The sequence below is a fragment of the Methylomarinovum caldicuralii genome (genome assembly GCF_033126985.1).
Lineage (GTDB): Bacteria > Pseudomonadota > Gammaproteobacteria > Methylococcales > Methylothermaceae > Methylohalobius > Methylohalobius caldicuralii.
In genome coordinates this window covers 940,464-967,142 of sequence record NZ_AP024714.1, presented here as the reverse complement: position 1 = coordinate 967,142, position 26,679 = coordinate 940,464, and the positions used below count along the sequence as shown (strand labels likewise).

General features: G+C 65.7%; 28 protein-coding genes. 11 read left to right on the top strand and 17 right to left on the bottom strand.

Translation table 11 applies throughout. From position 1 onward, the window contains the following. Positions 1–9 precede the first annotated feature (9 nt). The 3 genes from fliS to MCIT9_RS05105 form a co-directional block, all read right to left on the bottom strand. A complete protein-coding gene (gene fliS / locus MCIT9_RS05115) occupies positions 10–435 on the bottom strand; it encodes a flagellar export chaperone FliS (RefSeq protein ID WP_317706333.1) in 426 nt (141 codons plus the stop codon). 20 nt (positions 436–455) lie between these two features. Continuing rightward, positions 456–2,504, bottom strand: coding sequence for a flagellar filament capping protein FliD (gene fliD / locus MCIT9_RS05110; protein ID WP_317706332.1), 2,049 nt, complete (start codon positions 2,502–2,504; stop codon positions 456–458). Positions 2,505–2,581: 77 nt separating this feature from the next. Then, positions 2,582–4,744, bottom strand: coding sequence for a flagellin N-terminal helical domain-containing protein (locus MCIT9_RS05105; protein WP_317706331.1), 2,163 nt, complete (start codon positions 4,742–4,744; stop codon positions 2,582–2,584). A 133-nt stretch (positions 4,745–4,877) separates the two neighbouring features. Between MCIT9_RS05105 and MCIT9_RS05100 the strand changes: the two genes are divergently transcribed. From MCIT9_RS05100 to bioA, 4 genes are read left to right on the top strand one after another with little or no spacing between them, the layout of a single operon-like run. After that, positions 4,878–5,198: a type II toxin-antitoxin system RelE/ParE family toxin gene (locus MCIT9_RS05100; protein ID WP_317706330.1), complete on the top strand. Its 321-nt coding sequence runs from the start codon at positions 4,878–4,880 to the stop codon at positions 5,196–5,198. A 3-nt stretch (positions 5,199–5,201) separates the two neighbouring features. Then, positions 5,202–5,501 carry an addiction module antidote protein gene (locus MCIT9_RS05095; protein WP_317706329.1) on the top strand — a complete coding sequence of 100 codons (300 nt, stop codon included), beginning with the start codon at positions 5,202–5,204 and terminating at the stop codon, positions 5,499–5,501. 50 nt (positions 5,502–5,551) lie between these two features. After that, on the top strand, positions 5,552–7,066 hold the full coding sequence (locus MCIT9_RS05090; RefSeq protein ID WP_317706328.1) for a Ppx/GppA phosphatase family protein: 1,515 nt from the start codon (positions 5,552–5,554) through the stop codon (positions 7,064–7,066). Then, the gene (gene bioA / locus MCIT9_RS05085; protein ID WP_317706327.1) at positions 7,063–8,388 is read left to right on the top strand and encodes an adenosylmethionine--8-amino-7-oxononanoate transaminase; all 1,326 of its coding nucleotides are present in this window, start codon (positions 7,063–7,065) and stop codon (positions 8,386–8,388) included. Before MCIT9_RS05090 ends, bioA begins: the two co-directional genes overlap by 4 nt. Here the strand turns inward: bioA and MCIT9_RS05080 are convergent. The 4 genes from MCIT9_RS05080 to MCIT9_RS05065 form a co-directional block, all read right to left on the bottom strand. After that, positions 8,337–8,894 (bottom strand): Uma2 family endonuclease, encoded by a 558-nt coding sequence (locus tag MCIT9_RS05080; protein WP_317706326.1) that lies wholly within the window; start codon positions 8,892–8,894, stop codon positions 8,337–8,339. The two genes, bioA and MCIT9_RS05080, sit on opposite strands and share 52 nt — an antisense overlap. A gap of 13 nt (positions 8,895–8,907) precedes the next feature. Beyond that, positions 8,908–9,477, bottom strand: a complete 570-nt coding sequence (locus tag MCIT9_RS05075; RefSeq protein WP_317706325.1) for a UbiX family flavin prenyltransferase — start codon at positions 9,475–9,477, stop codon at positions 8,908–8,910. Continuing rightward, positions 9,474–10,421, bottom strand: coding sequence for a prolyl aminopeptidase (pip, locus tag MCIT9_RS05070; protein ID WP_317706324.1), 948 nt, complete (start codon positions 10,419–10,421; stop codon positions 9,474–9,476). Before pip ends, MCIT9_RS05075 begins: the two co-directional genes overlap by 4 nt. Before the next feature lie 67 nt (positions 10,422–10,488). Then, positions 10,489–11,349: a porin family protein gene (locus MCIT9_RS05065; RefSeq protein WP_317706323.1), complete on the bottom strand. Its 861-nt coding sequence runs from the start codon at positions 11,347–11,349 to the stop codon at positions 10,489–10,491. A 211-nt stretch (positions 11,350–11,560) separates the two neighbouring features. Here MCIT9_RS05065 and MCIT9_RS05060 point away from each other — a divergent pair, with 211 nt between their 5' ends. Together MCIT9_RS05060 and MCIT9_RS05055 are read left to right on the top strand one after the other, a co-directional pair. Next, the gene (locus MCIT9_RS05060; RefSeq protein ID WP_317706322.1) at positions 11,561–13,447 is read left to right on the top strand and encodes a polysaccharide biosynthesis protein; all 1,887 of its coding nucleotides are present in this window, start codon (positions 11,561–11,563) and stop codon (positions 13,445–13,447) included. Then, on the top strand, positions 13,444–13,791 hold the full coding sequence (locus MCIT9_RS05055) for a hypothetical protein (RefSeq protein WP_317706321.1): 348 nt from the start codon (positions 13,444–13,446) through the stop codon (positions 13,789–13,791). The genes MCIT9_RS05060 and MCIT9_RS05055 overlap by 4 nt, the downstream gene beginning before the upstream one ends. 4 nt (positions 13,792–13,795) lie before the next feature. Here MCIT9_RS05055 and MCIT9_RS05050 read toward each other — a convergent pair whose 3' ends face one another. After that, positions 13,796–14,497: a YggS family pyridoxal phosphate-dependent enzyme gene (locus MCIT9_RS05050; RefSeq protein ID WP_317706320.1), complete on the bottom strand. Its 702-nt coding sequence runs from the start codon at positions 14,495–14,497 to the stop codon at positions 13,796–13,798. A gap of 28 nt (positions 14,498–14,525) precedes the next feature. Here MCIT9_RS05050 and MCIT9_RS05045 point away from each other — a divergent pair, with 28 nt between their 5' ends. Further along, positions 14,526–15,560, top strand: coding sequence for a type IV pilus twitching motility protein PilT (locus MCIT9_RS05045; RefSeq protein ID WP_317706319.1), 1,035 nt, complete (start codon positions 14,526–14,528; stop codon positions 15,558–15,560). Positions 15,561–15,571: 11 nt separating this feature from the next. After that, positions 15,572–16,696, top strand: a complete 1,125-nt coding sequence (locus MCIT9_RS05040; protein WP_317706318.1) for a PilT/PilU family type 4a pilus ATPase — start codon at positions 15,572–15,574, stop codon at positions 16,694–16,696. A 2-nt stretch (positions 16,697–16,698) separates the two neighbouring features. Here the strand turns inward: MCIT9_RS05040 and MCIT9_RS05035 are convergent, their stop codons facing one another. The 7 genes from MCIT9_RS05035 to gshB are packed head-to-tail and all read right to left on the bottom strand — an operon-like array spanning position 16,699 to position 22,259. Beyond that, positions 16,699–17,973 carry a dihydroorotase gene (locus MCIT9_RS05035; RefSeq protein ID WP_317706317.1) on the bottom strand — a complete coding sequence of 425 codons (1,275 nt, stop codon included), beginning with the start codon at positions 17,971–17,973 and terminating at the stop codon, positions 16,699–16,701. After that, positions 17,970–18,929: an aspartate carbamoyltransferase catalytic subunit gene (locus tag MCIT9_RS05030; RefSeq protein ID WP_317706316.1), complete on the bottom strand. Its 960-nt coding sequence runs from the start codon at positions 18,927–18,929 to the stop codon at positions 17,970–17,972. The genes MCIT9_RS05035 and MCIT9_RS05030 overlap by 4 nt, the downstream gene beginning before the upstream one ends. Next, on the bottom strand, positions 18,926–19,438 hold the full coding sequence (pyrR, locus tag MCIT9_RS05025; RefSeq protein WP_317706315.1) for a bifunctional pyr operon transcriptional regulator/uracil phosphoribosyltransferase PyrR: 513 nt from the start codon (positions 19,436–19,438) through the stop codon (positions 18,926–18,928). Before pyrR ends, MCIT9_RS05030 begins: the two co-directional genes overlap by 4 nt. Further along, positions 19,435–19,869, bottom strand: coding sequence for a Holliday junction resolvase RuvX (ruvX, locus tag MCIT9_RS05020; RefSeq protein WP_317706314.1), 435 nt, complete (start codon positions 19,867–19,869; stop codon positions 19,435–19,437). The genes pyrR and ruvX overlap by 4 nt, the downstream gene beginning before the upstream one ends. Further along, positions 19,862–20,428 (bottom strand): YqgE/AlgH family protein, encoded by a 567-nt coding sequence (locus MCIT9_RS05015; RefSeq protein ID WP_317706313.1) that lies wholly within the window; start codon positions 20,426–20,428, stop codon positions 19,862–19,864. Before MCIT9_RS05015 ends, ruvX begins: the two co-directional genes overlap by 8 nt. An 11-nt stretch (positions 20,429–20,439) precedes the next feature. Next, positions 20,440–21,264, bottom strand: a complete 825-nt coding sequence (locus tag MCIT9_RS05010; protein ID WP_317706312.1) for an energy transducer TonB — start codon at positions 21,262–21,264, stop codon at positions 20,440–20,442. Continuing rightward, positions 21,261–22,259 (bottom strand): glutathione synthase, encoded by a 999-nt coding sequence (gene gshB, locus MCIT9_RS05005; protein ID WP_317706311.1) that lies wholly within the window; start codon positions 22,257–22,259, stop codon positions 21,261–21,263. Before gshB ends, MCIT9_RS05010 begins: the two co-directional genes overlap by 4 nt. 85 nt (positions 22,260–22,344) lie before the next feature. Here gshB and rpmB point away from each other — a divergent pair, with 85 nt between their 5' ends. Together rpmB and rpmG are read left to right on the top strand one after the other, a co-directional pair. Then, the gene (gene rpmB / locus MCIT9_RS05000; protein WP_317706310.1) at positions 22,345–22,581 is read left to right on the top strand and encodes a 50S ribosomal protein L28; all 237 of its coding nucleotides are present in this window, start codon (positions 22,345–22,347) and stop codon (positions 22,579–22,581) included. A gap of 24 nt (positions 22,582–22,605) precedes the next feature. Then, on the top strand, positions 22,606–22,761 hold the full coding sequence (rpmG, locus tag MCIT9_RS04995; RefSeq protein WP_317706309.1) for a 50S ribosomal protein L33: 156 nt from the start codon (positions 22,606–22,608) through the stop codon (positions 22,759–22,761). A gap of 41 nt (positions 22,762–22,802) precedes the next feature. On the opposite strand, the gene MCIT9_RS04990 is transcribed toward rpmG, so the two are convergent. Then, positions 22,803–24,656, bottom strand: coding sequence for a cyclic nucleotide-binding domain-containing protein (locus MCIT9_RS04990; RefSeq protein WP_317706308.1), 1,854 nt, complete (start codon positions 24,654–24,656; stop codon positions 22,803–22,805). 139 nt (positions 24,657–24,795) lie between these two features. Here MCIT9_RS04990 and MCIT9_RS04985 point away from each other — a divergent pair, with 139 nt between their 5' ends. After that, positions 24,796–25,158, top strand: coding sequence for a hypothetical protein (locus MCIT9_RS04985; protein WP_317706307.1), 363 nt, complete (start codon positions 24,796–24,798; stop codon positions 25,156–25,158). 71 nt (positions 25,159–25,229) lie between these two features. Here MCIT9_RS04985 and ltrA read toward each other — a convergent pair whose 3' ends face one another. Then, positions 25,230–26,564 (bottom strand): group II intron reverse transcriptase/maturase, encoded by a 1,335-nt coding sequence (ltrA, locus tag MCIT9_RS04980; RefSeq protein WP_317704536.1) that lies wholly within the window; start codon positions 26,562–26,564, stop codon positions 25,230–25,232. Positions 26,565–26,679 lie beyond the last annotated feature (115 nt).

Sequence of the window (26,679 nt, the reverse complement as noted above, 5' to 3'; positions counted from 1 at the left end):
GGCCGTCTCTCAAATCCGGTCGTTCGGCAGCGGCATCCGGCGGGCCTCCTCGGGCATTGCCGCCCAGGCTTCGGCCAGCGGACGCAGCAGCCCGGCCACCTCCTGCATCAGTTCGGGCCGGTTCTTGACGTGGGCCTCGAGCAGCCGGCGCTGCATGTAGTCATAAAGCCGGTCGAGATTTTCCGCCACTTCGCCGCCAGCTTCGAAGTCCAGGGTTTCCCGCAGACCGCCGAGAATGGTCACCGCCTTGCCGATCAGCTCGCCCTTGCGCGCCAGATTGCCGGCCTCCAGGGCGGCGCGGGCGGCGTTGATGCGTTCCAGGGCGCCTTCGAACAGCAGCATCACCAGCCGGTGGCCGTCGGCGTCGGCCACTTGGCCTTCGGCGCCCACCTGCTGATACTGTTTCAGCGCTGCGTTGCCTGCCGTTGCGTACATGTCGTCTCTCCTCGATTTCGTCAATTGTCACTCTTCGGTTCCAGCGCCTTGAGCTGCTGGGTGAGAAAGTCCCCGGTGCTCTTGAACTGGGCCACCAGGGCGTCCATCGCGTTGAATTTCTTCAGGTACATTGCCTCCAGCCGCTGCATGCGGTCGTCGAGCTTGTGCTTTTCCTGATTGAGCTTGTCGAGGCGGCTGTTGAGCCCGTCCATCTTGTCGGCCAGGGAGCCGCCGCTGCCGGTCAACCGCTTGAGCAGGTCGTCGAGGCGATCGGCCACCCCGCGGATCAGGGTCACACTGCCGCGCTCCCCCAGGGCCCCGCCCAGCACCTTGACCTGCAGCCCCTCGCTGGCGTCGCCCTCGGCGCCGATGAGGAACTGCCCCTTGCCCTCGGCCGCCACCCCGTTGATCTTTCCCGCCGCATCGGTGCCGGCGGTGCCGGCGGCCACCGAGAAGCCCAGGGTGCCGGCAGTGTTGTTATCGACCGCGGCGAAGGAAACCTGAGAGCTGCTGCCGTAGGTCGAGGAAGTGAGCACGAAACGGGCGTTGGCGCTGTCGTAGCTGACCTCCACGTGGCGGGCGGCGGCCTTGAGGGCGGCATCGTCGTTGATGCGGTTCTGGATCTCGCGCGCCAGGTCGTCGCCGGAGGCGTAGCTGCCCTGGGTCAGCTGGATGGGGCCGGAGCGGACGCCGTCCACCTCGACGGTGAACTCGTCGTTGTCGGCGTCGATCACCAGTGGGGTCGCGGCGAAATCCGCCGGCAGCACCGATGCGCCGTCGAAATGCCCCTGGGTCGCCAGGGCGGTCACCTCGACCGCATAGGTGCCGGCCCGGGTCTTGGGAGTGGCGCCGAAATAGCGGATCTGGGCGTCGCTGGTGTCGCCGCGGGTGGCGAACAGGGCCTGCATCTCCCGGGGATGGTCGTGGAGCATGGCCTTGAACTTGGCCGTGTCCAGGGACAATTGCCCGGTGTCCTTGTTGGTGCTCAGTCCCACGTCCGCCAGGGAGCGGATGCCGGCGTCCTCCAGCCCCGGCACCACCTGGCCGATCAGGCGCCGCAGCTGGGTGTTCACCGAGCGGACGGTGCTGTCGCCCAGCAGCGGGGCGGCCACGTTCTGCTCCTTGTCGAAGGCGGTGGCCTCGGTCGCGTGGGCGCGGAACTGGTTGTAGGCGTCCACGAAGCCCTGCATCGCTTCGGTGATCGCCTCGTCGTCGAGAGAAACGCCCACGGTCACGGTGGAACCGGGGGCGGCGCTCTTGAGATTGAGGGTCACCCCGTCGATGACGCCGGTGACCAGGTTGGTGGGCGAGGTGACGGCGATGCCGTCCACCTCCAGCTCGGCGTCGCGCCCGGCCAGGGTCTGGGTCATATTGTGGGCCGAGGCGTTGAACGCCAGCCGCGACAGGCCGGCGGCGTCGGTGTCGTTGCCGTCGCTGTCGCTGACGCTGACCTCCAGGGCGTTGCCGGCGCCGGTCCGTTCCGAAGTCAGCACCAGCCGGAAGCCGCTGCCGTCGTTGACGATGGAGGCCCGCACCCCGACGCCGGCGTCGTTGATGGCCTCCCGGATGCCGGACAGGGTGTTGTTGCTGGTGTCGATGGTGAGGGACTGGGCGGCGCCGCCCGCAGCGGCGGCAAACGTGGTGGGATTGCCGTCGGCGTCGTAACTCCAGGTGCCGAAGCGGATGGTGAGCGTTCCGCCCCCCACCACCTCGTCCACCGAGGAGAAGGTTCCGGAGGCCACTGCGTGGGCCTGGGCGGTCTGGTTCACCGTCACCTGGTACTGCCCTTCACGGGCCACGGCGCCGGCGGTGGCGGTCACCACCGCTTCGTTGCTGGAACTGGTCTGGTGCCGCTGCCAGAAGATCGGCGACTTGAGCTTGCCAAGGGCCGCGTCCATCTCCCCCAGGTCGCTCTTGAGCTGGCCGAGGGCCGACAGCTGGGCCTGGATCTGATCCTGCTGGCGCTGGATGCGGGCCTCGGTCGGCTTGCGCTCGGCGTCCACCAGGCTGGTGACGATGTTCTGGATGTCGAGACCGGAGCCGAGTCCGGTGGATGTGATGGTCGCCATGATGCCTCCTCAAACGGCAAGGGGACGGACCCGAAACGGGCCCGTCCCTGGGCTGTGGTCGAAGTTGCCGGCCTGCCTTACCGCAGCAGCGACAGCACCTGCTGCGGGGCCTGCTTGGCCTGGGCGAGCATCGCCATCCCGGCCTGCTGCATCACCTGGGCCTTGGCCAGCTGGGCGGTCTCGGCGGCGAAGTCGGCGTCCATGATCCGCGACTTGGAGGCGGTCAGGTTGTCGCGGGTGATCTGGACGTTCTCGATGGTGGCCTCGAGCCGGTTCTGCACCGCCCCCAGCTCGCCGCGCTGGCTGTTGATGGTCTCCAGGGCATTGCCGATGGCCTCCAGGGCCTTGTTGGCGCCGTCCACCGTGGACAGGTCCACGTCCTTGAGGAACTGGCCGCTTTCCGCCCCGCCATAAGTGCCGGCGCGGAAGTTGAGGTTCTCCAGCGCCGCCTTGCCGTTGATCCCTGCCTGGATGTCGATTTCCTTGGCCGAGTGCAGGGTCACGGTGGAGTAGTAGGTTTGCGCCGTAGCCGCGAAGGTATTGGCGGCCACATCGGAGTCGGTGGCGATCCCAGTCAGACCGAAGTTGGCGGCGGTACCTCCCCCATTCTCATCTACAACGATGCTGATATTGCGGCCATCGGCGGCAGTCAATCGGATGCCCTCACCGGTGTCCTCAGCGGTCACGCCGGTCTGATCGGCGATGGCGTTGATGGCGGCGGCCGTGGCGGCACGGTCCTTGTCAAGGTCATTCACCGAAACGATCGCCGCAGTGGCCACGTTGTTAATGTACACCTGAATGGACTGACCGGCAGTTTCCGCAGTACTCGAGCTGGTGGCTTCCACCACGTTGGCATCGGCGGTCGCCGTCACCCCGGTGGCGTCGCTGGCCTTGTTGATCGCGGCGGCGATGGCGATGGCGCTGGCTTCCTTGATGCTGGAGTTGGCGGTGGTATCGGAGGCAGTGTCGTCGATGGCCTGGGCCGCCTGGATGGCCACGCCGTTGATCACCAGGTCGCCGTCGTTGAGCGCGGCATCTTGGCCCGTGCTTCCATCGGTCGCACTGATAGCGCTTGCTTGAGCGCTAACTGATTTACCATCCAGGTTCGATACCGCCGCCACGTTGCCGTCATAGGTTCCGGCGATCAGACCGGTATTTTGCAACCCCGACTCGCCATTGGTGCCGGCCTCGATCTTGATCGGCTGGCCGTTGGTGGAGACCAGGGTGATGCTGCCCTCATAGGTGTCAGCACCGGCCAAGCCAGTGGCAGCGGCGGTCACCGTATTAAATGCGATCTGGATATTGCGACCGTCGGCGGCCTTCAGGGTGATGCCGGTGGAATCCTGGCCGGTGTCGATCGCCTCCACCCCGGTCTGGTCCTTGACCGCGTTGATCGCGGTCACAACCGCCTGGCGGGTGGCCACAGTATCGGTGCTGGTCTCAATGTTGCTGATGGTGACACCGTTCAACGTAATCGACCCGGATAAAGCAGCCCCTATCATCGAGCTTCCGGCCACGGTATTGGCGTTGACCTTGGCGGTCACGCCGGTCTGGTCGGAGACGCGGTTGATCGCCGCTGCCTTGGCGATGGCGCTGGCGGCTGCATTGTTGGTTGAGGCAGTGTCGTCACTGGCCAGGGAGGTGCCGATGGCCACCCCGTTGATGATCAGGTCGCCGTTCGCGAAGGCGTTGTCGGTTCCGACCGCCGACACCCCGGCGCTCTGACCGGCCCCGAGCTTGTCGGTGGTCATCTTGCCGATGCTGAGTTCGAAGGTTTCGCCAGCGTTGGCGCCTATCTGCAGCACCTTCTTGCCGAAGCTGCCGTCGAGGAGCTTGGTGCCGTTGAAGTGGGTCTGCTCGGCCACGCGCTGGATCTCGTCGATGAGCTGCTGGGCCTCGGCGTTGAGGGAGGCGCGGTCGCTGTCGGTGTTGGTGGCGTTGGCCGACTGCAACGCCAGCTCGCGCAGCCGCTGCAGGTTGTCGGTGATGCTGGACAGCGCCCCCTCGGCGGTCTGGGTCATGGAGACGCCGTCGCCGGCGTTGCGCATGGCCACGGTCAGACCGCGGGCCTGGGCGTCGAAACGGGTGGCGATGGCCAGCCCGGCCGAATCGTCCGCGGCGCTGTTGATGCGCAGCCCCGAGGACAGACGTTCCATGGCCTGGCTCAGCATGCCTTCGGTCTTGTTGAGATGACGCTGGGTGTTGAGGGCCATGATGTTGGTGTTGATGATGCTGGGCATGAGAGTTTCCTCCTACGTATTCTCATGGACGAATCGCGTTCACTCCCGTTAGCGACCTGCGGAGAAAAAACTTTAGGCCGGGGCGCTTTTCCACCGCCCGCCGGGAAATCGCCGCCCCGTCCTGCAACGGCTGATGGCGATCGATTACAATGGGGGCATGTATCGAATCAAACGCACCGATGAATTTGCCGCTTGGCTGGACGGTCTCAGGGATCATCAGGCAAAAGCCCGCCTGATCCGGCGTCTGGAGCGGGCCGCCCGGGGGAATTTGGGGGATGTCCGGTCCATCGGCCATGGCGTGTTTGCAATGCGGGAACACTTCGGCCCGGGATGGCGCATGTATTACGCTCAATGCGGTAATGCGCTGATCGTCATGCTCGGTGGCGGCGACAAATCCACTCAGGCAACGGATATCGCCAAAGCCATCGAGCTGGCCCAACGTCTAGAGGAATGACTCATGAACGATCCCATCAAAATCCACGAATTGCCTGTTTTCGACCCGGCGGAACACCTCAAAGACCGGAAGGACATCGCTGCCTATCTGGCTGCCGTACTGGAAGAAGGCGATCCGGCGGAACTGGCCCAGGCTTTGGGCGTCGTCGCCAAGGCGCGCGGCATGACGGAAATCGCTCGGGAAGCCGGCATCAGCCGGGAAACGCTGTATCGCGCCCTGCAACCAGGCAATTCTCCCAAGATGGACATCATCATCAAGGTATGCCGGGCCTTGGGTTGCAAGCTGACCGTGATCGCAGCCTGACGGCGGCAAACCCCTTATACTCTGGCACCCGGACCTGACGGAGTTCATTCATGCCCGAATCCTCCCCCCTCCACGCCGTCATCGACATCGGCTCCAACGCCGTCCGCCTGCGCGTGGGCGCGCTGGGGCACGGCGGCCGCCTCGACGTCATCGAGGCCATCCGCGCCCCGGTGCGGCTGGGACAGGACGCCTTCGGCCGGGGACGTCTCGGCGAGGACACCCTCGCCCGCGCCCTGGAGACCTTCCACGACTTCCGCCAACTGCTGGAACGCAAGCACGTCCCCCTGACCCAGGTGCGCGCCATCGCCACCAGCGCCATGCGCGAGGCGGAAAACCGCCAGGTGCTGATCGAGCAGGTGAAGGCGGAAACCGGCATCGTCATCGAGGTCATCTCCGGCACCGAGGAGGCGCGGCTGATTTCCCTGGCGGTGCGCCACGCGCTCCCGGAGCTGGAGAAGCGCAACGCCTTCCTCATCGACATCGGCGGCGGCAGCGTCGAGTTCGTGGTGCTGGCGCGGGGGCAGGTGACGGCGCTGGAAAGCCTGAAGATGGGCACGGTGCGGCTGCTGTCGCGCTTCGGCGGCGAGGACCAGAAGCGCTTCGTCCGCCTGCTGGACGAATTCTTCGACGCCAACGCCGGCAAGATCCGCGAACTGGTGGACGGCGCCCCCATCGACATCGCCGTCGGCACCGGCGGCAACATCGAGGCCCTGGGGCAGCTGGGGCGGCAGCTGCTGGACACAGGCTCCCCCAAGCGCCTCAGGTACGGCCAGCTCAAGGCCCTGTGCAAGCGCCTGGACGCGCTGAGCTACGAGGAACGGCTGGAACAGCTCAAGCTGCGCCCGGACCGGGCCGACGTCATCATCCCCGCCAGCCACGTGCTGCGGCAGGTGCTCAAGCTGGTGGGCAAGCCGGATCTGCTGATCCCCGGCGTGGGGCTGGCGGAGGGGGCGCTGCTGGACCTGCTCCAGCGCCGCCGCGGCAACGCCCATCAGGACGCCCTGGCCTGGGCCGCCTCGGTGGCGCGCAAGTACCGCGTGGACCGGGAACACGCCGACCAGGTGCGCCGCCTGGCCCTGCAGCTGTTCGACCAGCTCACCCCCGTCCACGGCCTGCCGGCCCGCGACCGCCTGCTGCTGGAACTGGCGGCGCTGCTGCACGAGATTGGCATCTTTGTCCGCCCCGACGGCCATCACCGCCACGCCCACTATCTGCTCAGCGCCATGCCGATGCTGGGCATCAGCAACGCCGAGCAGCGACTTTTCGCCCTGGTGGTGCGCTGCCAGCGCAAGAAACTGCCGGACGGGGACGACGCGCTGCTGGCGCCGCTGGACAAGGCTGCGCGGGAACGCTGGCTCAAACTGACGGCGCTGCTGCGGCTGGCCATCGCCTTCGACAAGGAACGCCGCGGCGGGGTGGCGGAAATCCATTGCCACTTCGACGGCAAGCGCATCGAGATCCGCTGCCTCGGCAAGGGCGACCTGCTGCTGGAACGCTGGGCCGCCCTGCGGCAGAAGGACATCGCCGAAAAGGCCCTGGGTCATCCCATCGACATCGAGCTGTGAGCGCCTGGAACGCCGCCCTCGCCTTCGACCGCGCGCATCTGTGGCATCCCTACAGCACCCTGCCGCCCCACTATCCGGTGTGGCCGGTGGCGCGCGCCGAGGGGGTGCGCCTGCACCTGGCCGACGGCCGGGCACTGATCGACGGCATGGCCTCGTGGTGGTGCGTGATCCACGGCTACAACCACCCACGCCTCAACGCCGCCGCCCGGGAGCAGCTGGCGCAGATGGCCCATGTCATGTTCGGCGGCCTGACCCACGCCCCGGCCGTGGAACTGGGCCGACGGCTGGTGGACCTGACCCCGGCGCCGCTGGAGAAGGTGTTCTTCAGCGATTCCGGCTCGGTGGCGGTGGAGGTAGCCCTGAAGATGGCGCTGCAGTACTGGCGGGCCCGCGGCCGGCCGGAAAAGCGCCGCTTTCTGGCCCTGCGCGGCGGCTATCACGGCGACACCTTCGGCGCCATGTCAGTGTGCGACCCGGTCACCGGCATGCACACCCTGTTTTCCGGCCTGCTGGCGCAGCAGCGGTTCGCCCCGCGGCCGGCCTGCCGCTTCCACGATCCCTGGAACCCGGCGGACCTGGAACCCCTGGCCGCCCTGCTGGCGCGCCACCACGACGAACTGGCGGGGCTGATCCTGGAACCGATCGTCCAGGGCGCCGGGGGGATGTGGTTCTATCATCCCGAATACCTGCGCGGGGCGCGGCGGCTGTGCGACGAACACGGCGTGCTGTTGATCGCCGACGAGATCGCCACCGGCTTCGGCCGCACGGGTAAACGGTTCGCCTGCGAGCACGCCGGCATCGCCCCGGACATCCTCTGTCTCGGCAAGGCCCTGACCGGCGGTTACCTGACCCTGGCCGCCACCCTGACCACCGCGGCAGTGGCCGATACCCTGCGCTGCAGCGAGGCGGGTTGTCTGATGCACGGCCCCACCTTCATGGCCAATCCCCTCGCCTGCGCGGTCGCGGCGGCCAGCATCGACCTGCTGCTGGAATCGGACTGGCAGGCCGAGGTGCGGCGGATCGAGGCCGGCCTGCGCGCCGGGCTGTCGCCCTGCCGGGCGCTTCCGGAGGTAGCGGATGTGCGCGTTCTGGGGGCGATCGGGGTGGTGGAGACGACCGAACCGGTGGACCTGGCGCAGATCACGCCAAAGTTCGTCGAGGCCGGGATCTGGCTGCGGCCTTTCGGCAAGCTGGTCTATACCATGCCGGCCTACGTGATGGACGATGCGGACCTGGCGACGCTGACCGCAGGCATCTGCCGGGTGCTGGCTCAGGCCCAGAGCCGGTCCAGGGGAAATTCGACCGCCTCGAAGGGCGGCTGACGCACCGGGTCGTCGTCCTTGAGGGTCGTCAGCACACACCAGCGGCCCTGCTCCAGGGCGTAAACCTCCAGCGTCCGCAGCGACGGGTCCACCAGCCACAGATGGGGCATGCCCCAGCGGGCGTAGCGCGGCATCTTCAGGCTGCGGTCGATGCGGGCGGTGGAGGGGGACAGCACCTCGCAGACCCAGTCGGGCGCCAGTTCGAACCAGGCGGTCTCCGGCAGCGCCGGCATCCGCTCGCGCCGCCAGCCGGCCAGGTCGGGCACCAGGATGTCGCCGCCGATGTGCAGCTCCGGCTCGTCGATGATCCACCAGCCGCCGGGGCCGCCGCTGCCCCAGCCGTAGGCTTCTCCAAGGCTTCCCCCCAGAACCGAATGGCTCCAGGCGTGTTTCGGCGCCGGCCGCGGCTGGGTGTAGAGCGCGCCGCCAATAATCTCGCCGACCAGATTCTCCGGCAGGTTGAGGATGTCCTCGTAGGTGACGTGGCGTTTGGCGGTTTGGGCCATGGGCTTTCCTCCGCTACAGACCTTCCCAGGATTCTACCAGCCCGTCGATCTCGATGCCGAAGAAGCCGAGAATGCGGCCGACGCTCTCGTCGATCATCTCCGCCAGGGTCTTGTTGCGGCCGTAGAAGGCCGGCAGCGGAGGGAAGACGATGCCGCCCATTTCCGTCACCGCGGTCATGTTGCGCAGATGGGCCAGGTTCAGGGGGGTCTCGCGGGGCACCAGCACCAGGGGGCGGCGCTCCTTGAGGGTGACGTCGGCGGCGCGGCTGATGAGATTGTCGCCGAAGCCGTGGGCGATGGCCGCCAGGGTCTTCATGGAGCAGGGCGCCACCACCATGCCATCGACCCGGAAGGCGCCGCTGGCGATGGCGGCGGCGATGTCATCGATGTCGTAGTGGACGTCGGCCAGCGCCTGCACCTGGGGTTTCTTCATGCCCAGCTCGTGATGCAGGTTCATCACCCCGGCGCGGGAGACGATGAGATGGGTTTCCCACGCCGGCAGCGGCCGCAGCAGCTGGAGGATGCGGACGCCGTAGACGGCGCCGGTGGCGCCGGTGAGGGCGACGACGAGGCGTTTTTTCATGAGGCGCTCAGGCGCTCGGCCAGGCGGTCGGCGGCATCCACCAGAGCGTCGATCATCTCCTCCCCGGCGGCGATGTGCCCGGCGTTCTCCAGCACCCGAAGTTCCGCCCCCGGCAGCTGGCGCTTGAGGACGAAGGCGGCCTCCAGCGGACAGACCAGATCCCAGCGACCGTGGACGATGGTGGCGGGAATGTGGCGGATGTAGCGGCAGTCGTGGAGGATGCGGTTGTCGTCGAGAAAATAGCGGTGGGCGGCGTAGTGGAGCTCGATCTTGACCTTGGGCAGGACGGACTCGGGAGCGGGCAGCTTGCCGGGATCGAAGTCGCGCCCCAGGGTCACCGCGCTGCTCCAGCGGGTCCAGGCTTCGACGACCCGGTGCTGCAGGGCCTCGTTGCCGCCGGTGACCGCCTTGTACATCCCCTGGATCAGATCGTTCCAGCCCGAAACCGGCAGGCTGCTGACCAGCTGGTGCCAGTGATCGGGGTAGATGCGCTTGACCCCGTCGCGGATGAACCAGTCGAGATCGTAAGGCCGGGCCAGGAACACGCCCCTGAGGATCAGCCCCAGCACCCGCTCGGGGTGTTTCTGGGCGTACAGCAGGGCGAGGGCCGCCCCCCAGGAGCCGCCGGACACCGCCCAGCGGGCGATGCCCAGGCGGGTGCGGATCGCCTCCAGGTCCTCCAGCAGCTTGCCGGTGTCGTTGTCGCGCAGCTCCCCCTGGGGCTCGCTGCGGCCGCTGCCGCGCTGGTCGAGAAGGACGATGCGCCAACGGGCCGGATCGAAGAACCGGCGGTGGTCCGGCCGGCAGCCCGAACCGGGCCCGCCGTGGAGAAACAGCACCGGCAGCCCTTCCGGATTGCCGCACTCCTCGTAGTAGATGCGGTGGCCGTCGGCCTCGAGCCAATGGCTGGCGTAGGGTTCGATGGGCGGATACAGGGTTTTCATGGCGGATATTGTAATCCAAAAAGAAAGGGGCCTTGCGGCCCCCTTCCCGATACCGAGCGGAAATGGCTCAGAACTTGAAGCCCACGTAACCACCGGCGGTCAGGCCGTCGGTGTCGGTATCCTCGACGCCATTCAGGCTGCTGTCGTTGCCGGGCGTGACGTGGTAACGGAAGTCGGCACCGATCACGACGTTCTTGAAGACGTCGACATCGGCACCGGCGCCGAACACCAGGCCCGGATTGAGCACCGTCACCCCGTCGGAGGGCGGGCTGATGACATGGATGCCCAGACCCACCGGAATGATCCACGGCCGGATCATGCTGCCGCGCATGAACTTGATCTTGGGGGCGGCGGTCAGGGTGAATTGGGTCACTGTGGAGGTTTCCGCAGTCTTCGTCGGAGCCAGCTGAGTCACCACCACACCCTGGTCGCTATCCGTCAACAAACCGCTTCCCCGGGCGAAGCGCTTGTATTCAAACATCACTTCGCCGAGCAGGTCGGTCCCTTCCAGGATCGTCCCTTCGGTCATGCCGAACAGGTCACGGCTTAGGGTGTGCTCGAAGCCGGCGCCGACGTAGAAACCATTCTGGCCCTTTGCGGCGCTAGAATCGGTCGAAGGCAGCACGTCCTTGGCGCGGTCGCTCATCGCCCGCGCATAACCGCCGCGGAAGAAGATCATGCTTTCACCGGCTGCGCCTCCGGCGCCGGCCTGTTCCTTCCATTCCTCCAGCTCCATCACCTTCTCGTGATGCATCTGGGAATGGGCCTTGAGATCGGCCAGTTCCTGCTTCAGCAGCTGCAGCTGTTCCTCCAGCATGCGGATGCGGGCGTCGGCGCCGCCGTGATGCTCGTGTGCCTGGGCCACCGGCGCCAGGGCGGTTGCGGCGGCCACGGAGCCGGCCATCAGGGCTTTGGTCAGTTTTTTCATTGTCATCCTCCCCTTTTGACGGAGTTGTTGTGATCTACCTTTGCTAAAAAGCAACATCCACGCGGGAGTTCAATGTAGCAGACAACTTTCATGCTGACAAATGTTTTGTCATAATCTTTCACGCATGCCTGCTTTCAGAGCGCGTGCGAACGCCCCGGTCCATACACTGAACCGACACGGACTTGTCGCTTAAATACAACGGAGATACCGCGTGCCCACCGTATTACGCAGAGCCTGGCTGGTCTTCATCCACGATCTGATCATGGTCGCCCTGGCTTGGCTGGGCGCCTACTGGCTCCATAACGACTTGCATCCGGTGCCTCCGCCGCTGCAGAACCAGGCCCTGCATTGGCTCCCCTGGGTCGCTTGCCTCCAGGGTACGATTTTTTATCAGTTTCAGCTCTACCGCAGCCTTTGGCGTTTCGCCTCCACGCCGGATCTGCTTCAGATCGGCAAAGCCACCCTGATGGGCGCAGGTCTTGTCGGCGCAGCCGGTTATATCCAACCGCCTCCGCACCCCTTGCCGGCGGCGATTCCGGTGCTCTACGCCTTGCTGCTGTTTTTGGCGGTCAGCGTTCCCCGCCTGATTTACCGCCTGAAAAAAGACAGCCACCGTGAACCGGACAGCGGCAAGCGGGCCCTGGTGGTCGGCGCCGGACAGGCCGGTTACATGCTGATCCGCGATTTGCTGCAGGACAGCGCCCCGGAGTACCGTCCCGTCGCCCTGGTGGACGACAATCCCCACAAACTGGGACGGGAGATGCGGGGCATCCGGGTCGTCGGTCCCTGCAGCCAGATTCCTTATCTGGTCCGGCGCTACCACATCGAAACCGTGCTGATCGCCATTCCCTCGGCCAGCGATGCCCAGATGCGCCGGATCATCGCCCACTGCGAACAGGCCGGCGTCCCTTTTCTGACCCTTCCCTCGCCGCGGGAACGCCTGAACCGGAATCAGCCCATCTCCAAGAAAACGCTCCGCCCCGTCAGCATCGAGGACCTGCTGGGACGCGAACCCACCCGTCTCGACTGGCCTTCAATCCACCGCCACCTGGCGACCAAGACTGTACTGGTGACCGGCGGCGGCGGATCGATCGGCGCCGAACTTTGCCGCCAGCTGGCCAATCTTCCCATCGGCCGCCTGATCCTCTTCGAGCGTTGCGAATACAATCTGTACCGCATCGAGCGCACCTTGCGGGAACACTTCGAATCCACCGAGATCATTCCCGTTCTGGGCGACGTCACAGACAAGGTGGCGGTCAGAGAGGTCCTGGTGAAGTATCGGCCCGAGGTGATTTTCCACACCGCCGCCTACAAACACGTCCCGCTGCTGGAAAGCCAGATCAGGGAGGCGGTTCACAACAATGTGCTGGGCACCGCCAGGCTCGCCGAGCTTGCAGTCGAACACGGGGTCGATAAATTCGTGCTGGTTTCCACCGACAAAGCGGTCCATCCCACCAACGTGATGGGGGCGACCAAACGGGGAGCGGAGGTCATCTGCCAGAGTTTCAACCTGTTACAGAAAACCCGTTTCGTCACCGTGCGTTTCGGCAACGTGCTCGATTCCGCCGGCAGCGTGGTGCCCCTGTTCCGGGAACAGATCGCCAACGGCGGCCCGGTGACGGTCACGCATCCGGAAATCACCCGTTTCTTCATGACCATCCCCGAGGCCTGCCAACTGATCATGCAGGCGGCCGCTCTGGGTCAGGGGGGGGAAATTTTCGTCCTGGACATGGGCCAGCCCGTCAGTATCCGCTACCTGGCGGAGCAGATGATCCTGCTCAGCGGCAAACGGCCGGGCATCGATATCGCCATCGAATACATCGGTCTGCGCCCTGGCGAAAAGCTGCACGAAGAACTGTTCTATCCCGAGGAGGATCTTCAGCCCACGCCCTATGAAAAATTGAAACAGGCCAGCGCGCCTGCCTGCGATCCGAAAATCATCGTCAAGCTGCTGGCCCAAATCCACAGCGCCTGCCAGGAATTCGACGTTCCCCAGCTCTACGTCCTGCTCCAGACCCTGGTGCCTGAATACCGCCCGGAAGAACCCTCGAGTGAATCGATCCCGACCCATCCCAATCGTAGGAGAACCCATTCATGACCGTCAAAATCCGTACCCTGGACGAAGCCATCGCCCACGCCAAACGCGGCCTCAAGCTCGTCGCCAAGGTCCAGCTGGCCAAGCGACCGATCACCCTGAAGGTCCATCCGGATCTGGACATCCTGGAGGAACAGGAAGGCTACCTGCTGGGGGCCCGTTTCATATTTCGCGCCGGTGACGGGGATCACGTCGTCGACCGGGTCTATGTGCTCGGTTTTCCCACCGAGGATCCGGAGGAAACCCTCATCAACCGCAATCTCGCCAACGGCTTTCTCAAGGAGGACTATCGCCGCCTGAAGGAAGCCGGAATCCGACTGCTCGACGAACCCTACTTCGAGGAATAGGGTTTCATCCGCGCCGGGGTTGCCGCGGACCGAACAGCGCGGAACCGATCCGCACCAGGGTGGCGCCTTCCTGAACCGCCGCCTCCAGATCTGCGGACATCCCCATCGACAGGTCCTCCAACCCCAGCGCGTCCCGCAGCTGCCGCAGCTGCCGGAAAGGCCGCCGTTGCGCGTCGAAGTCAGCGGCCGGCGCCGGAATCGTCATCAACCCCCGCAGGCGCAGATTCGGCAGCTCCCGGATGGCGGCGGCCAGTTCGGCGGCCGCTTCCGGGGCCACGCCGGCCTTGCTCGCCTCACCGCTGACGTTGACCTGGATGCAGACATTGAGCGGCGCCAGCCATTCGGGCCGCTGCTGGCTGAGGCGGCGGGCGATCTTGAGCCGGTCCACGGTGTGGACCCAGTGAAAATGGGTGGCGATGGCGCGGGTCTTGTTGGACTGGATCGGGCCGATGAAATGCCAGGTGATGTCGCAGTGCCCCAGGGCCTGCTGCTTGGCCAGGGCCTCCTGGAGATAGTTCTCGCCGAAGTGGCGTATCCCCAGCCGCCAGGCTTCCAGCAATGCCCCCGCAGGCCAGGTCTTGCCCACCGCCACCAGGGTCACATCGTCCTGTCTGCCGGCGGCGTGAAGGGCTTCACCGATCCGCCGCCGGATCCGGGCCAAACGCTGGGCCAGCGGAGATTCTGAACTATACTTGCCGGTATTCATCCGACCCGACTGCGCTGAGGAGTGATTCATGGACATCGCCGAACTGCTCGCCTTTTCCGTCAAGAACAATGCCTCCGACCTCCACCTCTCCGCCGGCCTGCCACCGATGATTCGCGTTGACGGCGACATCCGCCGCATCAACGTGCCGCCATTGGAGCACAAGGAGGTCCACGCGCTAGTTTACGACATCATGAACGACAAACAGCGGCGCGATTACGAGGAATACCTGGAAACCGACTTTTCCTTCGAGCTGCCCGGGGTGGCCCGTTTCCGTGTCAACGCCTTCCATCAGGACCGGGGCGCGGCGGCGGTGTTCCGCACCATCCCCTCCAAGGTGCTGACCCTGGAGGATCTGGGCTGCCCGCCGTTCTTCCGCGAAGTGACCCAGAAACCCCGCGGCCTGATCCTGGTGACCGGCCCGACCGGCTCCGGTAAGTCCACCACCCTGGCGGCGATGATCGACTACATCAACTCCAACAATTATTCCCACATCCTCACCGTCGAGGATCCGATCGAATTCGTCCATCAGAGCAAGAAATCCCTCATCAACCAGCGCGAGGTCCACCGTGACACCCTCGGATTCAACGAAGCCTTGAGATCGGCGCTGCGCGAGGACCCGGACGTGATCCTGGTGGGGGAAATGCGCGACCTGGAAACCATCCGCCTGGCCCTGACCGCGGCCGAGACCGGCCATCTGGTGTTCGGCACCCTGCACACCTCGTCGGCGGCCAAGACCATCGACCGTATCATCGACGTGTTCCCGGCGGCGGAAAAAGCCATGATCCGTTCGATGCTGTCGGAATCCCTGCAGGCGGTCATCGCCCAGACCCTGCTGAAGAAGATCGGCGGCGGCAGGACCGCCGCCTGGGAGATCATGGTCGGAACCCCGGCGATCCGCAACCTGATCCGCGAGGACAAGGTGGCGCAGATGTACTCGGCGATCCAGACCGGACGCAAGGACGGCATGCAGACCCTCGACCAGCACCTGCAGGAACTGGTGGACAAGGGCGTCATCTCGCGCCAGACCGCCCGCACCAAGGCCGTCAACAAGGCGGCGTTCTGAGGGAGGCGGCCATGAACGTGGAATCCATGCTCACCCTGATGGTGCACAAGAAGGCCTCGGACCTGTTCGTGATCGCCGGCCGGCCGCCGTGCATCAAGGTCAACGGCAGGCTGGAGCCCATCAGCCCCAAGTCCCTCAGCGAACCGATGGCGCGCGAGCTGGTGCTCAGCACCATGGACTCGCGCCAGCGGGACGAGTTCGAAAACGCCCGCGAGTGCAACTTCGCCATCGCCATGGAGAACCTGGCCCGCTTCCGCGTCAGCGCCTACTACCAACGCAACAGCCCGGCGATGGTGATCCGGCGCATCCAGGATTACATCCCTGACGTGGAGGAGCTGAACCTGCCGCCGATCCTTAAGGAGCTGGCAATGACCAAACGCGGTCTCATCATCTTCGTCGGCGCCACCGGCACCGGCAAGTCCACCTCCCTGGCGGCGATGCTCAAATACCGCAACCACAACAGCTCCGGGCACATCATCACCATCGAGGACCCGATCGAGTACACCCACCAGCACGCCGGCTGCATCGTCACCCAGCGCGAGGTGGGCACCGACACCGAATCCTACGAGGTGGCGCTGAAGAACACCCTGCGCCAGGCCCCGGACGTGATCCTCATCGGCGAGATCCGCACCCGGGAAACCATGCAGCACGCCATCACCTTCGCCGAAACCGGGCATCTGTGCCTGTCCACTCTGCACGCCAACAACGCCAACCAAGCCATCGACCGCATCCTGCACTTCTTCCCCGAGGACATGCACAGCCAGCTGTTCATGGACCTGTCCCTCAACCTCAAGGCCATCGTGGCCCAGCAGCTGATCCGCCGCGCCGACGGCGAGGGCCGCTATCCGGCGGTGGAGATCCTCATCAACACCCCGCTGGCCTCGGACCTGATCCGCAAGGGCGAGGTCCACAAGCTCAAGGACCTGATGAAGCGCTCGCGCGAACAGGGGATGCAGACCTTCGACCAGTGCCTCTACGATCTCTACAAGGCCGGCAAGATCAGCTACGAGGACGCCCTGGCCGCCGCCGACTCGCGCAACGAGGTGCGGCTGATGATCAAACTGGGGGAAAGCGGCGACCTCGACCGTTACGCGCCCGGCGAAGACAAGATGCGGCTGGTGGAGGAGGACGACTGATCTCAGCCGGGATGGACGATGCGGCCGTCCACCAGGGTGTAACGCACTTTTCCCTTCAGGGTTTGGCCCCAGAACGGGGTGTTGCGGCCGCGGCTGTACCAGTGGTCGGCATCGATGGGCCAGCGGGCCTCGGTATCGATGACGATCACATCGGCCGGAGCGCCCGGCTGCAACCGTCCGCCCTCCAGCCCCAGCACCCCGGCCGGGCCCATGGTCAGCCGGGCCAGGGCCCGGGGCAGCGTCAGGACACCCTCGTCCACCAGGGCCAGCACCAGCGGCAACAAGGTCTCCAGGCCGGCGGCTCCCGGTTCGGTGGCGGCGAAAACGTCCAGCTTGGCATCTTCCTCGTGGGGGCGGTGATCGGAGCAGACCGCCGTCACCGTCCCCTCGGCCAGGGCCCGGCGCAGCCCGTCGCGGTCGGCCAGGGTGCGCAGCGGCGGCGCCAGATGGACACTGGCGTCGAAGCCTTCCAGCGCCTGTTCGGTCAGATGCAACTGGTGGGCGGCCACATCGCAGCTGACCGGCAGGCCGTCCGTGGCGGCGGCCCCGATCATCGCCGCCGCCCGGGCGGTGCTCAGGCAGGAGAAATGCACCCGGGCGCCGCTGTCGGCCACCAGCGCCAGGATCTGCGCCACCGCCACCGTTTCCGCGCTCGCCGGGATACCCGGCAGTCCCAGCCGGGTCGCCACCTCCCCTTCGTGGGCGCAGCCGCCCGCCGCCAGCCAGGGATCCTGGGGGCGGACGAACACGGTCAGACCGTAGGTGGCGGCGTATTCCAGCGCCCGGCGCCAGACCAGGGGATTGGCCAGCGGCCGGCCGGCGTTGCCGACGGCACGGCAGCCGGCCTCGCCCAATGCATGCATCTCGCTCAGACGCTCGCCCCCCAGCCCGCAGGTCAGCGCCCCCACCGGCACCACCCTGGCCCGGGCGGCATGTTCGGCGCGTTCGCGGATCAGCTCGATGACCGCCGGGGTGTCCGCCACCGGCTGGGTCTCCGGCAGGGCGCAGACGGTGGTGACGCCGCCGGCCGCTGCGGCGCGGGTTTCGCTGGCGATGGTGCCCTTGGCCTCGAAACCCGGCTCCCGCAGGCAAACGCTGAGGTCGATGAGACCGGGAGCGATGACGCCACCGCGCGCGTCCAGCTCCCGTTGCGGGGTGAAATCGGGCGGCGGCGAACCTGTGGCGACGATCTTGCCCTCGGCGATCCAGACCCCGCCGGGCGTCAGGGTTTCGGCGACCGGGTCGCACACCAGGCCGTTGACGATGGCGAGCTTCATCCCTGCACCGCTCCCAGAGTCAGCGCCATCACCGCCATGCGGATGGCGATGCCGTGGCCCACCTGTTCCAGAATCACCGAGCGGCTGCAGTCGGCCACCTCCGAGGCGATCTCGACCCCGCGGTTGATGGGGCCGGGATGCATCACCAGACAATCGGGCCTGGCCCGCCGCAGCCGGGCGGCGGTCAGCCCGAAACAGCGGAAGAATTCCCGCTCGCTCGGCAGCAGCGCCCCCTGCATGCGCTCCTTCTGCAGCCGCAGCATGATGACCACATCGGCATCCTCCAGCCCTGCGTCGAGATCGTGGCAGACGCGCACCCCGAGGCGCTCCACCGCCACCGGCAGCAGCGTCCGCGGCGCCACCACCCGGACTTCCCGGGCGCCGAGGGTGTTGAGGGCATGGATCTGGGAACGGGCGACGCGGGAATGGAGGATGTCGCCGACGATGGCCACGGTCAGGCGGGAGAAGTCGCGCTTGTGGCGGCGGATGGTGAACATGTCGAGCATGGCCTGGGTGGGATGGGCGTGGCGGCCGTCGCCGGCGTTGATGACGCTGACGTGGGGGGCGACGTGGCGGGCGATGAAATGGGCCGCCCCGCTCTCGGCATGGCGCACCACGAACATGTCCACCCCCATGGCCTCCAGATTGCGGATGGTGTCGAGCAGGCTTTCGCCCTTGGCGGTGGCCGAAACCGCCACGTTGATGTTGAGCACGTCCGCCGACAGGCGCTTGGCCGCCAGCTCGAAGGTGGTGCGGGTGCGGGTGCTGGTTTCGAAGAACAGGTTGACCACGGTCTTGCCGCGCAGCAGCGGCACTTTCTTGACCTTCTGGACGGCCACGCTCTCGAAGGATTCGGCGGTGTCCATGATACGCTCGAGCCAGTCCCGCCCCAGCCCCTCGACGGTGAGGAAATGGCGCAGCCGGCCGCCGGCGTCCAGTTGCAGGACGCAGCTCATGGGGCCTCGACGGTGTGAATCTCCAGTTTCAGGGGGTCGGGGCCGGTCAGCTTGATGCGCTGATCGGGTCCCAGAGAGACGCGGCCGCCGACGCAGTCCGGCTGGATCGGCAGCTCCCGCCCGTCGCGCTCGATCAGCACCCCCAGGATCACCTGGCGCGGGCGGCCGTAGTCGAACAGCTCGTTGAGGGCGGCACGGATGGTGCGACCGGTGTAGAGCACGTCGTCGATCAGGATCACGTCGCGGTTCTCGGTGCTCGGCAGCTGGCTCGGGCGCACCTCCGGGTGCATGCCGATGCGGGAGAAGTCGTCGCGGTAGAAGGCGATGTTCAGCCGTCCCAATGGGGTCTCGATCCCCAGACGCTCGCGCAGCCGCTCGGCGATCCAGACCCCACCGGTATGGATGCCCACGAGCAGCGGGTCGCGCAACCTGCGGGTTTCGATCTGGCGGCGCAGGCAGTCTGCCAGATTCTGCAACAGGGTATCGATGTCCAAAGCTTCGGCATTCACGCAGGCGTCTCCTGATGGTTGAGCCAGGTCTGCAGGATCAGGCGGGCGGCGACCTGGTCGTTGTAGCGGTGCACCTTGCCGGCCCGCAGCCCCGCCTCCTCGAACAACAGCTGGCGGGACTCGAAACTGGTCAGGTACTCGTCCATCACGTGGACGGGACGATGATACCGCCCTTCCAGCTGGCGGCAAAACTTGCGCATCAGCGGGGTCACCGGATTGTCGCTGCCGTCGGCCTGATACGCCATTCCCACCACGAAACCGGCCGGCCGCCAGGTCCGCACCAGACGGTCGATCGCCTGCCAACGCACCGCCTTCTTCTCCGAACGGATCGTCTCCAGGGGGGAGGCGGTGCCGGTGAGGCGCTGGCCCACGGCCACCCCCAGTCTGCGGGTGCCGAAATCGAAGCCCAGCCAGGTTTCCGCCTCAGCCATGTCCCACTTGCGACGACATCCGGTCGAGATCGATCCCCAGCCGGGCGGCGGCGGCCTTCCAGCGCTGCGCCGGCGGCAGGTCGAAGAGGATCTCCATATCGGCCTTGACGTTGAGCCAGGCGTTTTCGAGCATCTCCCGCTCCAGCTGGCCCGCACCCCAGCCGGCGTAACCGAGGGCGACGAGGAACTTTTCCGGTCCACGGCCGGCGGCGATGGCCTCCAGGATGTCTCGGGAGGTGGTCAACCCCACCCGGTCGTCGACCGCAAGGGTGCCGTGCCAGTCGCCCACTGGAGTATGCAGCACGAAACCGCGCTCCGGCTGCACCGGACCACCGAAATAGACCGGCTCGGCGGCGATGGCTTCGTTCCCGGCCTCGATCTGCATCGACGCCAGGATGTCCTTGAGGCGCATGTCCTCCAGCGGCCGGGAGATGACGATCCCCAGTGCTCCCTCCTCGCTGTGCTGGCAGATGTAGGTGACCGTGTGGGCGAAATTGGGATCGTCCAGGGTCGGCATGGCGATGAGAAACTGTCCGGTCAAAGCGGTATGCGTCGTCATGGTTTTGTCCTTCAGCGGCCCATGGCCAAGCCGTTGTCGTTGAAGAAGCGCCAGGTGCGGGTGATCACCAGCACGTCGGTCTGCTGCGCCAGCTCCTTGGGAAACGGCGCGAACGGCGAGGCCAGGCGGACGATCCGCACCGCCGCCGCATCCAGAATCTTGTAACCGGAGGAACGGCGGATCTTGATCTTCTTCACCGTTCCGTCCTTGGCCACCCAGACACTCACCAGCAGTTTTCCCGACAGGCCCTTGCGCCGGGCTTCGTCAGGATAGTTGAGCTTGCCGACACGTTCGACCTTTTCCTGCCAGGCGCGTTCGTAGGCGGCGGCGACGTATTTGTGGGCCCGGATGCGCTCGATAGGCGTCACCCGCTCGCCGGCAAAGCGGAGGCTGCGACGGGGCCTTACGTCCAGTTCGGCGATCTGCCGGGCCAGCAGCCCCGGATCGAGACGGTGGCTGGGCTGTGGCTGGGGGCGCGGGGCCTGGGTCACCGCCTGTGGCGCCGCCTGACGGGTCAGCACGCGGCGTGGCCGCAAGTGTGTCGGCGGCGGAGGCTGCGGCACGCCGCGGGGGCGGCTTTGGGGTGGCGGCTGCGGCCTGCGGGCCTGCTCTCTGGCGCCACCGTCGCTGCTGTGACTCGCCAGATAATCCGCCTTTTCGGGACGCCGGCCATCGACCTCGGAGACCAGCTCGATGTCCAGGGTACGCCGTACCGGCGGCGGTGTCGGCAAGCGGAAGCGCACCCCGAAAAGGATCGCGGCGTGCAGCACCAGCGCGACCAGGAGCGCCACCAGGAGGCGGTCACCGGGACTACCGAAACGGGTATCCAGGGTCATGGGGACAAACGGGCCTCGATTTCGTTCATCAACTGGGCGCTGAGGTTCAGTCCAAATAGTTTATCCAATTCCTGAATGCAGGTGGGGCTGGTGACGTTGATCTCGGTGAGATAATCGCCGATCACGTCGATGCCGGCGAAGATCAGACCACGGCGGCTAAGTTCCGGCCCCACCTGGCTGCAGATCCAACGGTCGCGGTCGCTCAGGGGCCGGCCCTCGGCCCGGCCGCCGGCGGCCAGATTGCCCCGCAGTTCCCCTTGGGCGGGAATCCGCGCCAGAGCGTAGGGAACCGGCTCGCCATCGATCAGCAGGATGCGTTTGTCGCCGTCCTTGATTTCGGGCAGATAGCGCTGGGCCATCACGAAGCGGCTGCCGTGGCGGGTCATGGTTTCGAGGATGACACTGACATTGGGATCGGCCGGATGCAGGTAGAAAATCGAGGCACCGCCCATGCCGTCCAGGGGTTTCATGATGATTTCCCCCTGCTCGGCCAGGAAAGCGCGGAAACGCTGCGGATCGCGGGCCACCAGGGTGGGGGCGCAGCACTGGGGAAACCAGGCGGTGAACAGCTTTTCGTTGGCGTCACGCAGGCTCTGGGGTTTGTTGACCACCAGAACCCCCTTTTGTTCGGCGCACTCGAGCAGATAGGTGGCGTAGATGTATTCCTGGTCGAAGGGCGGATCCTTGCGCATCAGGATCACGTCCAGGCAGTCCAGGGGCTGCACCGTTTCGTCCTCAAACGCATACCAGCGTTGTGGATCGCGCCTGACCGCAAGACGGCGCATGCGGGCGAAGGTGCGGCCGTCGCGCAGATACATATCGCCCAGTTCCATGTACGCGAGTTCCCAGCCCCGCGCCTGGGCCTCCAGCAGCATGGCGAAGCTGCTGTCCTTGTGGATGTTGATGTTCTGGATCGGATCCATCACGATCCCCAGCTTGATCCTCGCGGCGGTCATCGTCTCGTTCGCATTCCGTGTTGATCGGGGGCGTTCCATGATAACACTTTCCGTTTTTTGCTCCGCACCCCAACTTGCGCTAGAATTGCTCGTTTGAATCGACTGGGTATATCGGGGTTTAGAAATGTCCAGAGTATGTCAAGTGACGGGCAAACGTCCCATGACCGGCAACAACGTCTCCCACGCCAACAACAAGACCAAGCGCCGCTTCCTGCCGAACCTGCACACCCGCAAGTTCTGGGTGGAAAGCGAGGGTCGCTGGGTGCGCCTGCGGGTTTCCAGCCAGGGCATGCGCATCATCGACAAGAAGGGCATCGACACCGTGCTTGCGGAAATGCGCCAGCGCGGCGTCAAGATCTGATCAGGCCATAAGGAGAGTTAAGCCATGCGCGAAAAGATCAAACTGGTGTCCAGCGCCGGCACCGGCTACTACTACACCACCACCAAGAACAAGCGCAACACGCCGGACAAACTGGAATTCAAGAAGTACGATCCAGTGGTGCGCAAGCACGTGATCTTCCGGGAAGCCAAGATCAAATGACCTCGAACCCCGCCGCGGCGGGGTTTCGTTTGCCTCTGACATCATTCGGCGAACAGGTCTTCCTCCTCGGGCGGCGCCTCACCGGCGGTCGCCGTACCTTCCTTCCCGCCTTTGTCCAGAGATACCGCACCCGGTTCTGCGGCAAAAAGATCCTGGTCTTCGGGCGGCTGTGTTTGCCCTTCCGGCTCCGGCGCCACCGGCGCTGATTCCTCCGCCACCTGGCCGTCCCAGAGCCACTGCGCCAGCCAGCGGCGGCCGCTTTCACTCTGCAGCCCGATCCCCAGCAGCGCCAGGCTCGCCAGCGCGCCCACCAGGGTCCACAGCAGCGGTCCGACCCAGCCACGCCGAGCCGCTTCCCCATCGGCCTGGGGGGCGGGCTGGAGCAGCGGCAGATCCTCGGGCTCCAAAGCCGTCCAATCCGCCGGTGGATGCCAGCTCATGCCCTCACCACTTTCCTGCGCCAACTCCCGGCAACGGGCCCGCAGCGCCTCGACCTGCCGGCGCATCGCCGCTACATCGGCCTCGGCCTGCTCCCGCACCATCTCCAATTCCGTCTGCAGCGCCTGGAGCCGGTCGTCCCCCTCCATCTCGGCCGCGGCCTTGCAATAATCGCGGATGACCGCCTCCAGTTCGGCGACCCGCCGGCGCAGGGTTTCCGCCTCGGCTTCCAGTGCCGCCTTCTCCTTGGTTTCCTCTGCCTGGGACGCCAATCGGGCCGACAGGTCCCGGTTTTCGGCGTCCAAGTCTTCCAGCCGCTGCTGCAGCTGCCGGTTGTGCCGCTGCAATTCCTCCAGCGCCTGGTCATCCTTCTCCTCCGGAGGCACGACCGGTGCCGGCGCTTCGACCTGCCCGGCCTCCTCCCGGACCTCGCCGTTCAGACACTTGGGGGGGACACTGCCCAATCCGCCTTCGAGCACCGCGGCCTCGAAGCCGTGCTTCAACAGCAGAAAAGCAGCAGCAGTGGCAAGGCGGCCGTCTTCGGAAACGGTGATATACCGCTGCCCCCGCTGCAGCCCGGTCAATTGCATGCGCAGGGAAAAGAAAGGAATGTTAAGACTGCCGCGGATGTGATGCTGCCGGAACTGGTCCGGGTCGCGCACGTCCAGCCATTGCGCCCCCTGCTCCACCTCGCGGAAGGCCGCTTCGAAACTGAACGAATCGAGCACGGGCTCGGCGACCAGTTGACGGAATCGCTCCGGAGAAAGGCACAACACGACCCCGTCGGTCGCCATGGTCACCGTGACCGCCCGCGCCTGACCGGACAGGATCGCATCCTCCCCGAACATGTCTCCGGGCTTCAGGATTCCCAGTTTGAACACCTTGCCGCCGGGACGGGGCTGACGGCTGACCTCACACTGCCCGGAGCGGAGGATGAAGACGCCGTCGGCCACCTCCCCCTGCAGGATCACCGGCGTGCCGGCCTCCAGGGCCTTCTCCTCCAGCTGCAGGATTTTTTGCAGGTTGCTGGCCGGCAACCGTTGGAAGATCGGCGATTTCAACAACCGCGTCATCCAGTCGCCTTGCGTTTTCCCGGGCTTGGTGTCTGTCATCCTCGTCTCTTCCTGCGGCAGTGCCGGCTTGATACGCTGAGGGTCGATACGGATGTAGCGAAGCGGCGTGAGCGCGCGCGCCGTCACCTTACGGGGGCTCTGATGCGCCAGGGGGAAACGGGCGTTGTCGTCACCGGCCTGGAGCTCTTCCATCACGATGCCGCCGGCCTCGAGGGCAACCCTGCCTTCGAGCAGATAAACCCACTCATGGGAGATCTCCCCCCGTTCGAACAGGATCTCCCCGCTCGATGCTTCCCTTGGAACCAGCGTTTTGCACAATCGTTTGCAACTTTCCTGCGGCAGCAGGTGCAGCGGAATGAGCCGGCGAATCTCGGCGTAGTGCACGGAAGGCGTATCCTTCATCGGTTCATACCGCTCTCCGCCTGCATCCGGTGAAACCCATTGACTCCCGCTGCTTCCCAAGTAATTCTAGCCCACTCCCGCCAAACGGGCGGTTATCCGATTCACAACCAGGAGTTTCGACATGCGACCGAGAGCCATTTTCCTGCTTTGCTTTGCCGTGGCGGCGATGACCCTGCCCAAATTCTTCAACGCCCTGTATGCGATCTTCGTCATCCCGGGGCTGTACTCGGCCGTCTGGCTGATCAGCAACGCGCTGGTGCTGATTTCCTGCTACGGCCTGTGGCAGATGCGCCGCTGGGGCGTCTATCTGTTCCTGGTGGGCTGGGGGCTGAAGCTGGCCGGGATCCTATGGTTCCCGGTGCCCCAGGGCCGAAGTCAGTGGCTGTTCTGGTTCCCGGTCATCGTCCTGCTGGTGTATCTCGCCGTGGTGGCCCACTACTGGCAGGACATGGACGGCAAGGCGCAGGAAACCGATGCCGGGTGACCGCGGGCGATTGCTCACCCGCGGTTCCCACAGATCCGGACGTGCCCGATTAAGGCATCCGGCTCCTCGGACTATGGCGTCGCTACGCAACGGGCAATTCCGTGAACCACGCGCGGTGGGGGGAGTGGGTATCGTTTGTACAGCCGCCCAAAATGGTCCCAGTTCATCCGTTCCCGGTTGCGGCGGGACAACCATTTGTACCAGCGCCGTCTGACCTCGTACAGGAAGCGGGCCAGCGATTGGCTGTTGCCGACGATCCCATAGTAGGCATAATGCCCCTTGAGTTTGCGGCTCAGGGCCGCTTGTTGGTCTGCAACCGGCCAGTGGCGGTGCATCCGGCACCAGTGGTTGATCGCCTGCAGGGAGCGGCTGAGCCGGGCTTGGGCGGTCTTGCGTTTGACGACCCAACGCCCTTTCCTTGAGCGTCCCCAGTAGTGGGTGAATCCCAGGTATTGGAAGCTCTGGCCTTTCCGTCCGGGTTTTCTGAAGTCGAGCAGGCGGGTTTTGTCCGGGTGCAGGCGCAGGCCGTATTTGGCCAGGCGCTTGCCCAGAACGGCCAATACCCGCCGGGCGTCTTCTTCCCGTTTGAACACCAGGACCGCATCGTCGGCGAACCGGACTTCGAAGGCGCTGCCTTGCAGTCGCGGTTTGACCGTCTGCTCGAACCACAGGTCGAGCACGTGATGCAGGTAGAGGTTGGCCAGCAGTGGGGAGATCACCCCACCTTGCGGTGTCCCTTGTTCGGGGTAGTGAAGCTGTCCGCCTTCCATGACACCGGCATTCAGCCATTTACCGATCACGCGGCAGATCACGCCGTCGCGCACCCTCTGCCCCAGAAAGTTCCGCAGCCGGTCCCGGTCCACATCGTCGAAGAAGTTTTGGATGTCCAGGTCGATGACCCAGCCACCGCCCATGGCCATCAGCCCGCCCCATAGCCTCTCCAGGGCCTGGTGGGCACTGCGTCCGGGCCGGAACCCGTAGGCGCAGTCGAGAAAGTCCTGCTCGAAGATGGGTTCCAGCGCCATCAGCACCGCCCGTTGCAGCACCTTGTCTTCCAGCGTGGGAATGCCGATCGGGCGGGTCTTTCCCGTTCCCGGCTTGGGCAGGTGGACGCGCCGTACCGCAGGCGCCCGATACCGGCCGGTCTTGAACCGTTCCAGCAGGCGCGTCAGGTTCTCCTCTAAGTCGGCTGCGTATTGGGATGCAGTCACGCCGTCCACCCCGGCGGCCCCGTCCTTGCGGGTGCGCCGCCAGGCTTCTTCCAGCCACACCACGTCGATGTGGTGGGCAATCGTGGTCAGTTCCAGCTTCGGTTCGATCCGGGCCAGTTCCGCTAGCTTCCGTTGTCGTGTTGAGATGTTCTCCTGGCTCGATGTCCCGGCCATCTGTCCCTCCGAAAGCCCCATCGTCCGACCTGCCGCTTCCCTCCATCGGGTCCCTTGGGGCAGGTTCCCCGACTTCCCAGGTACTATCGGCAGGCTCCGATTGCTCGATCACCTTCCCAGCGCGCTTCGTCGCCTT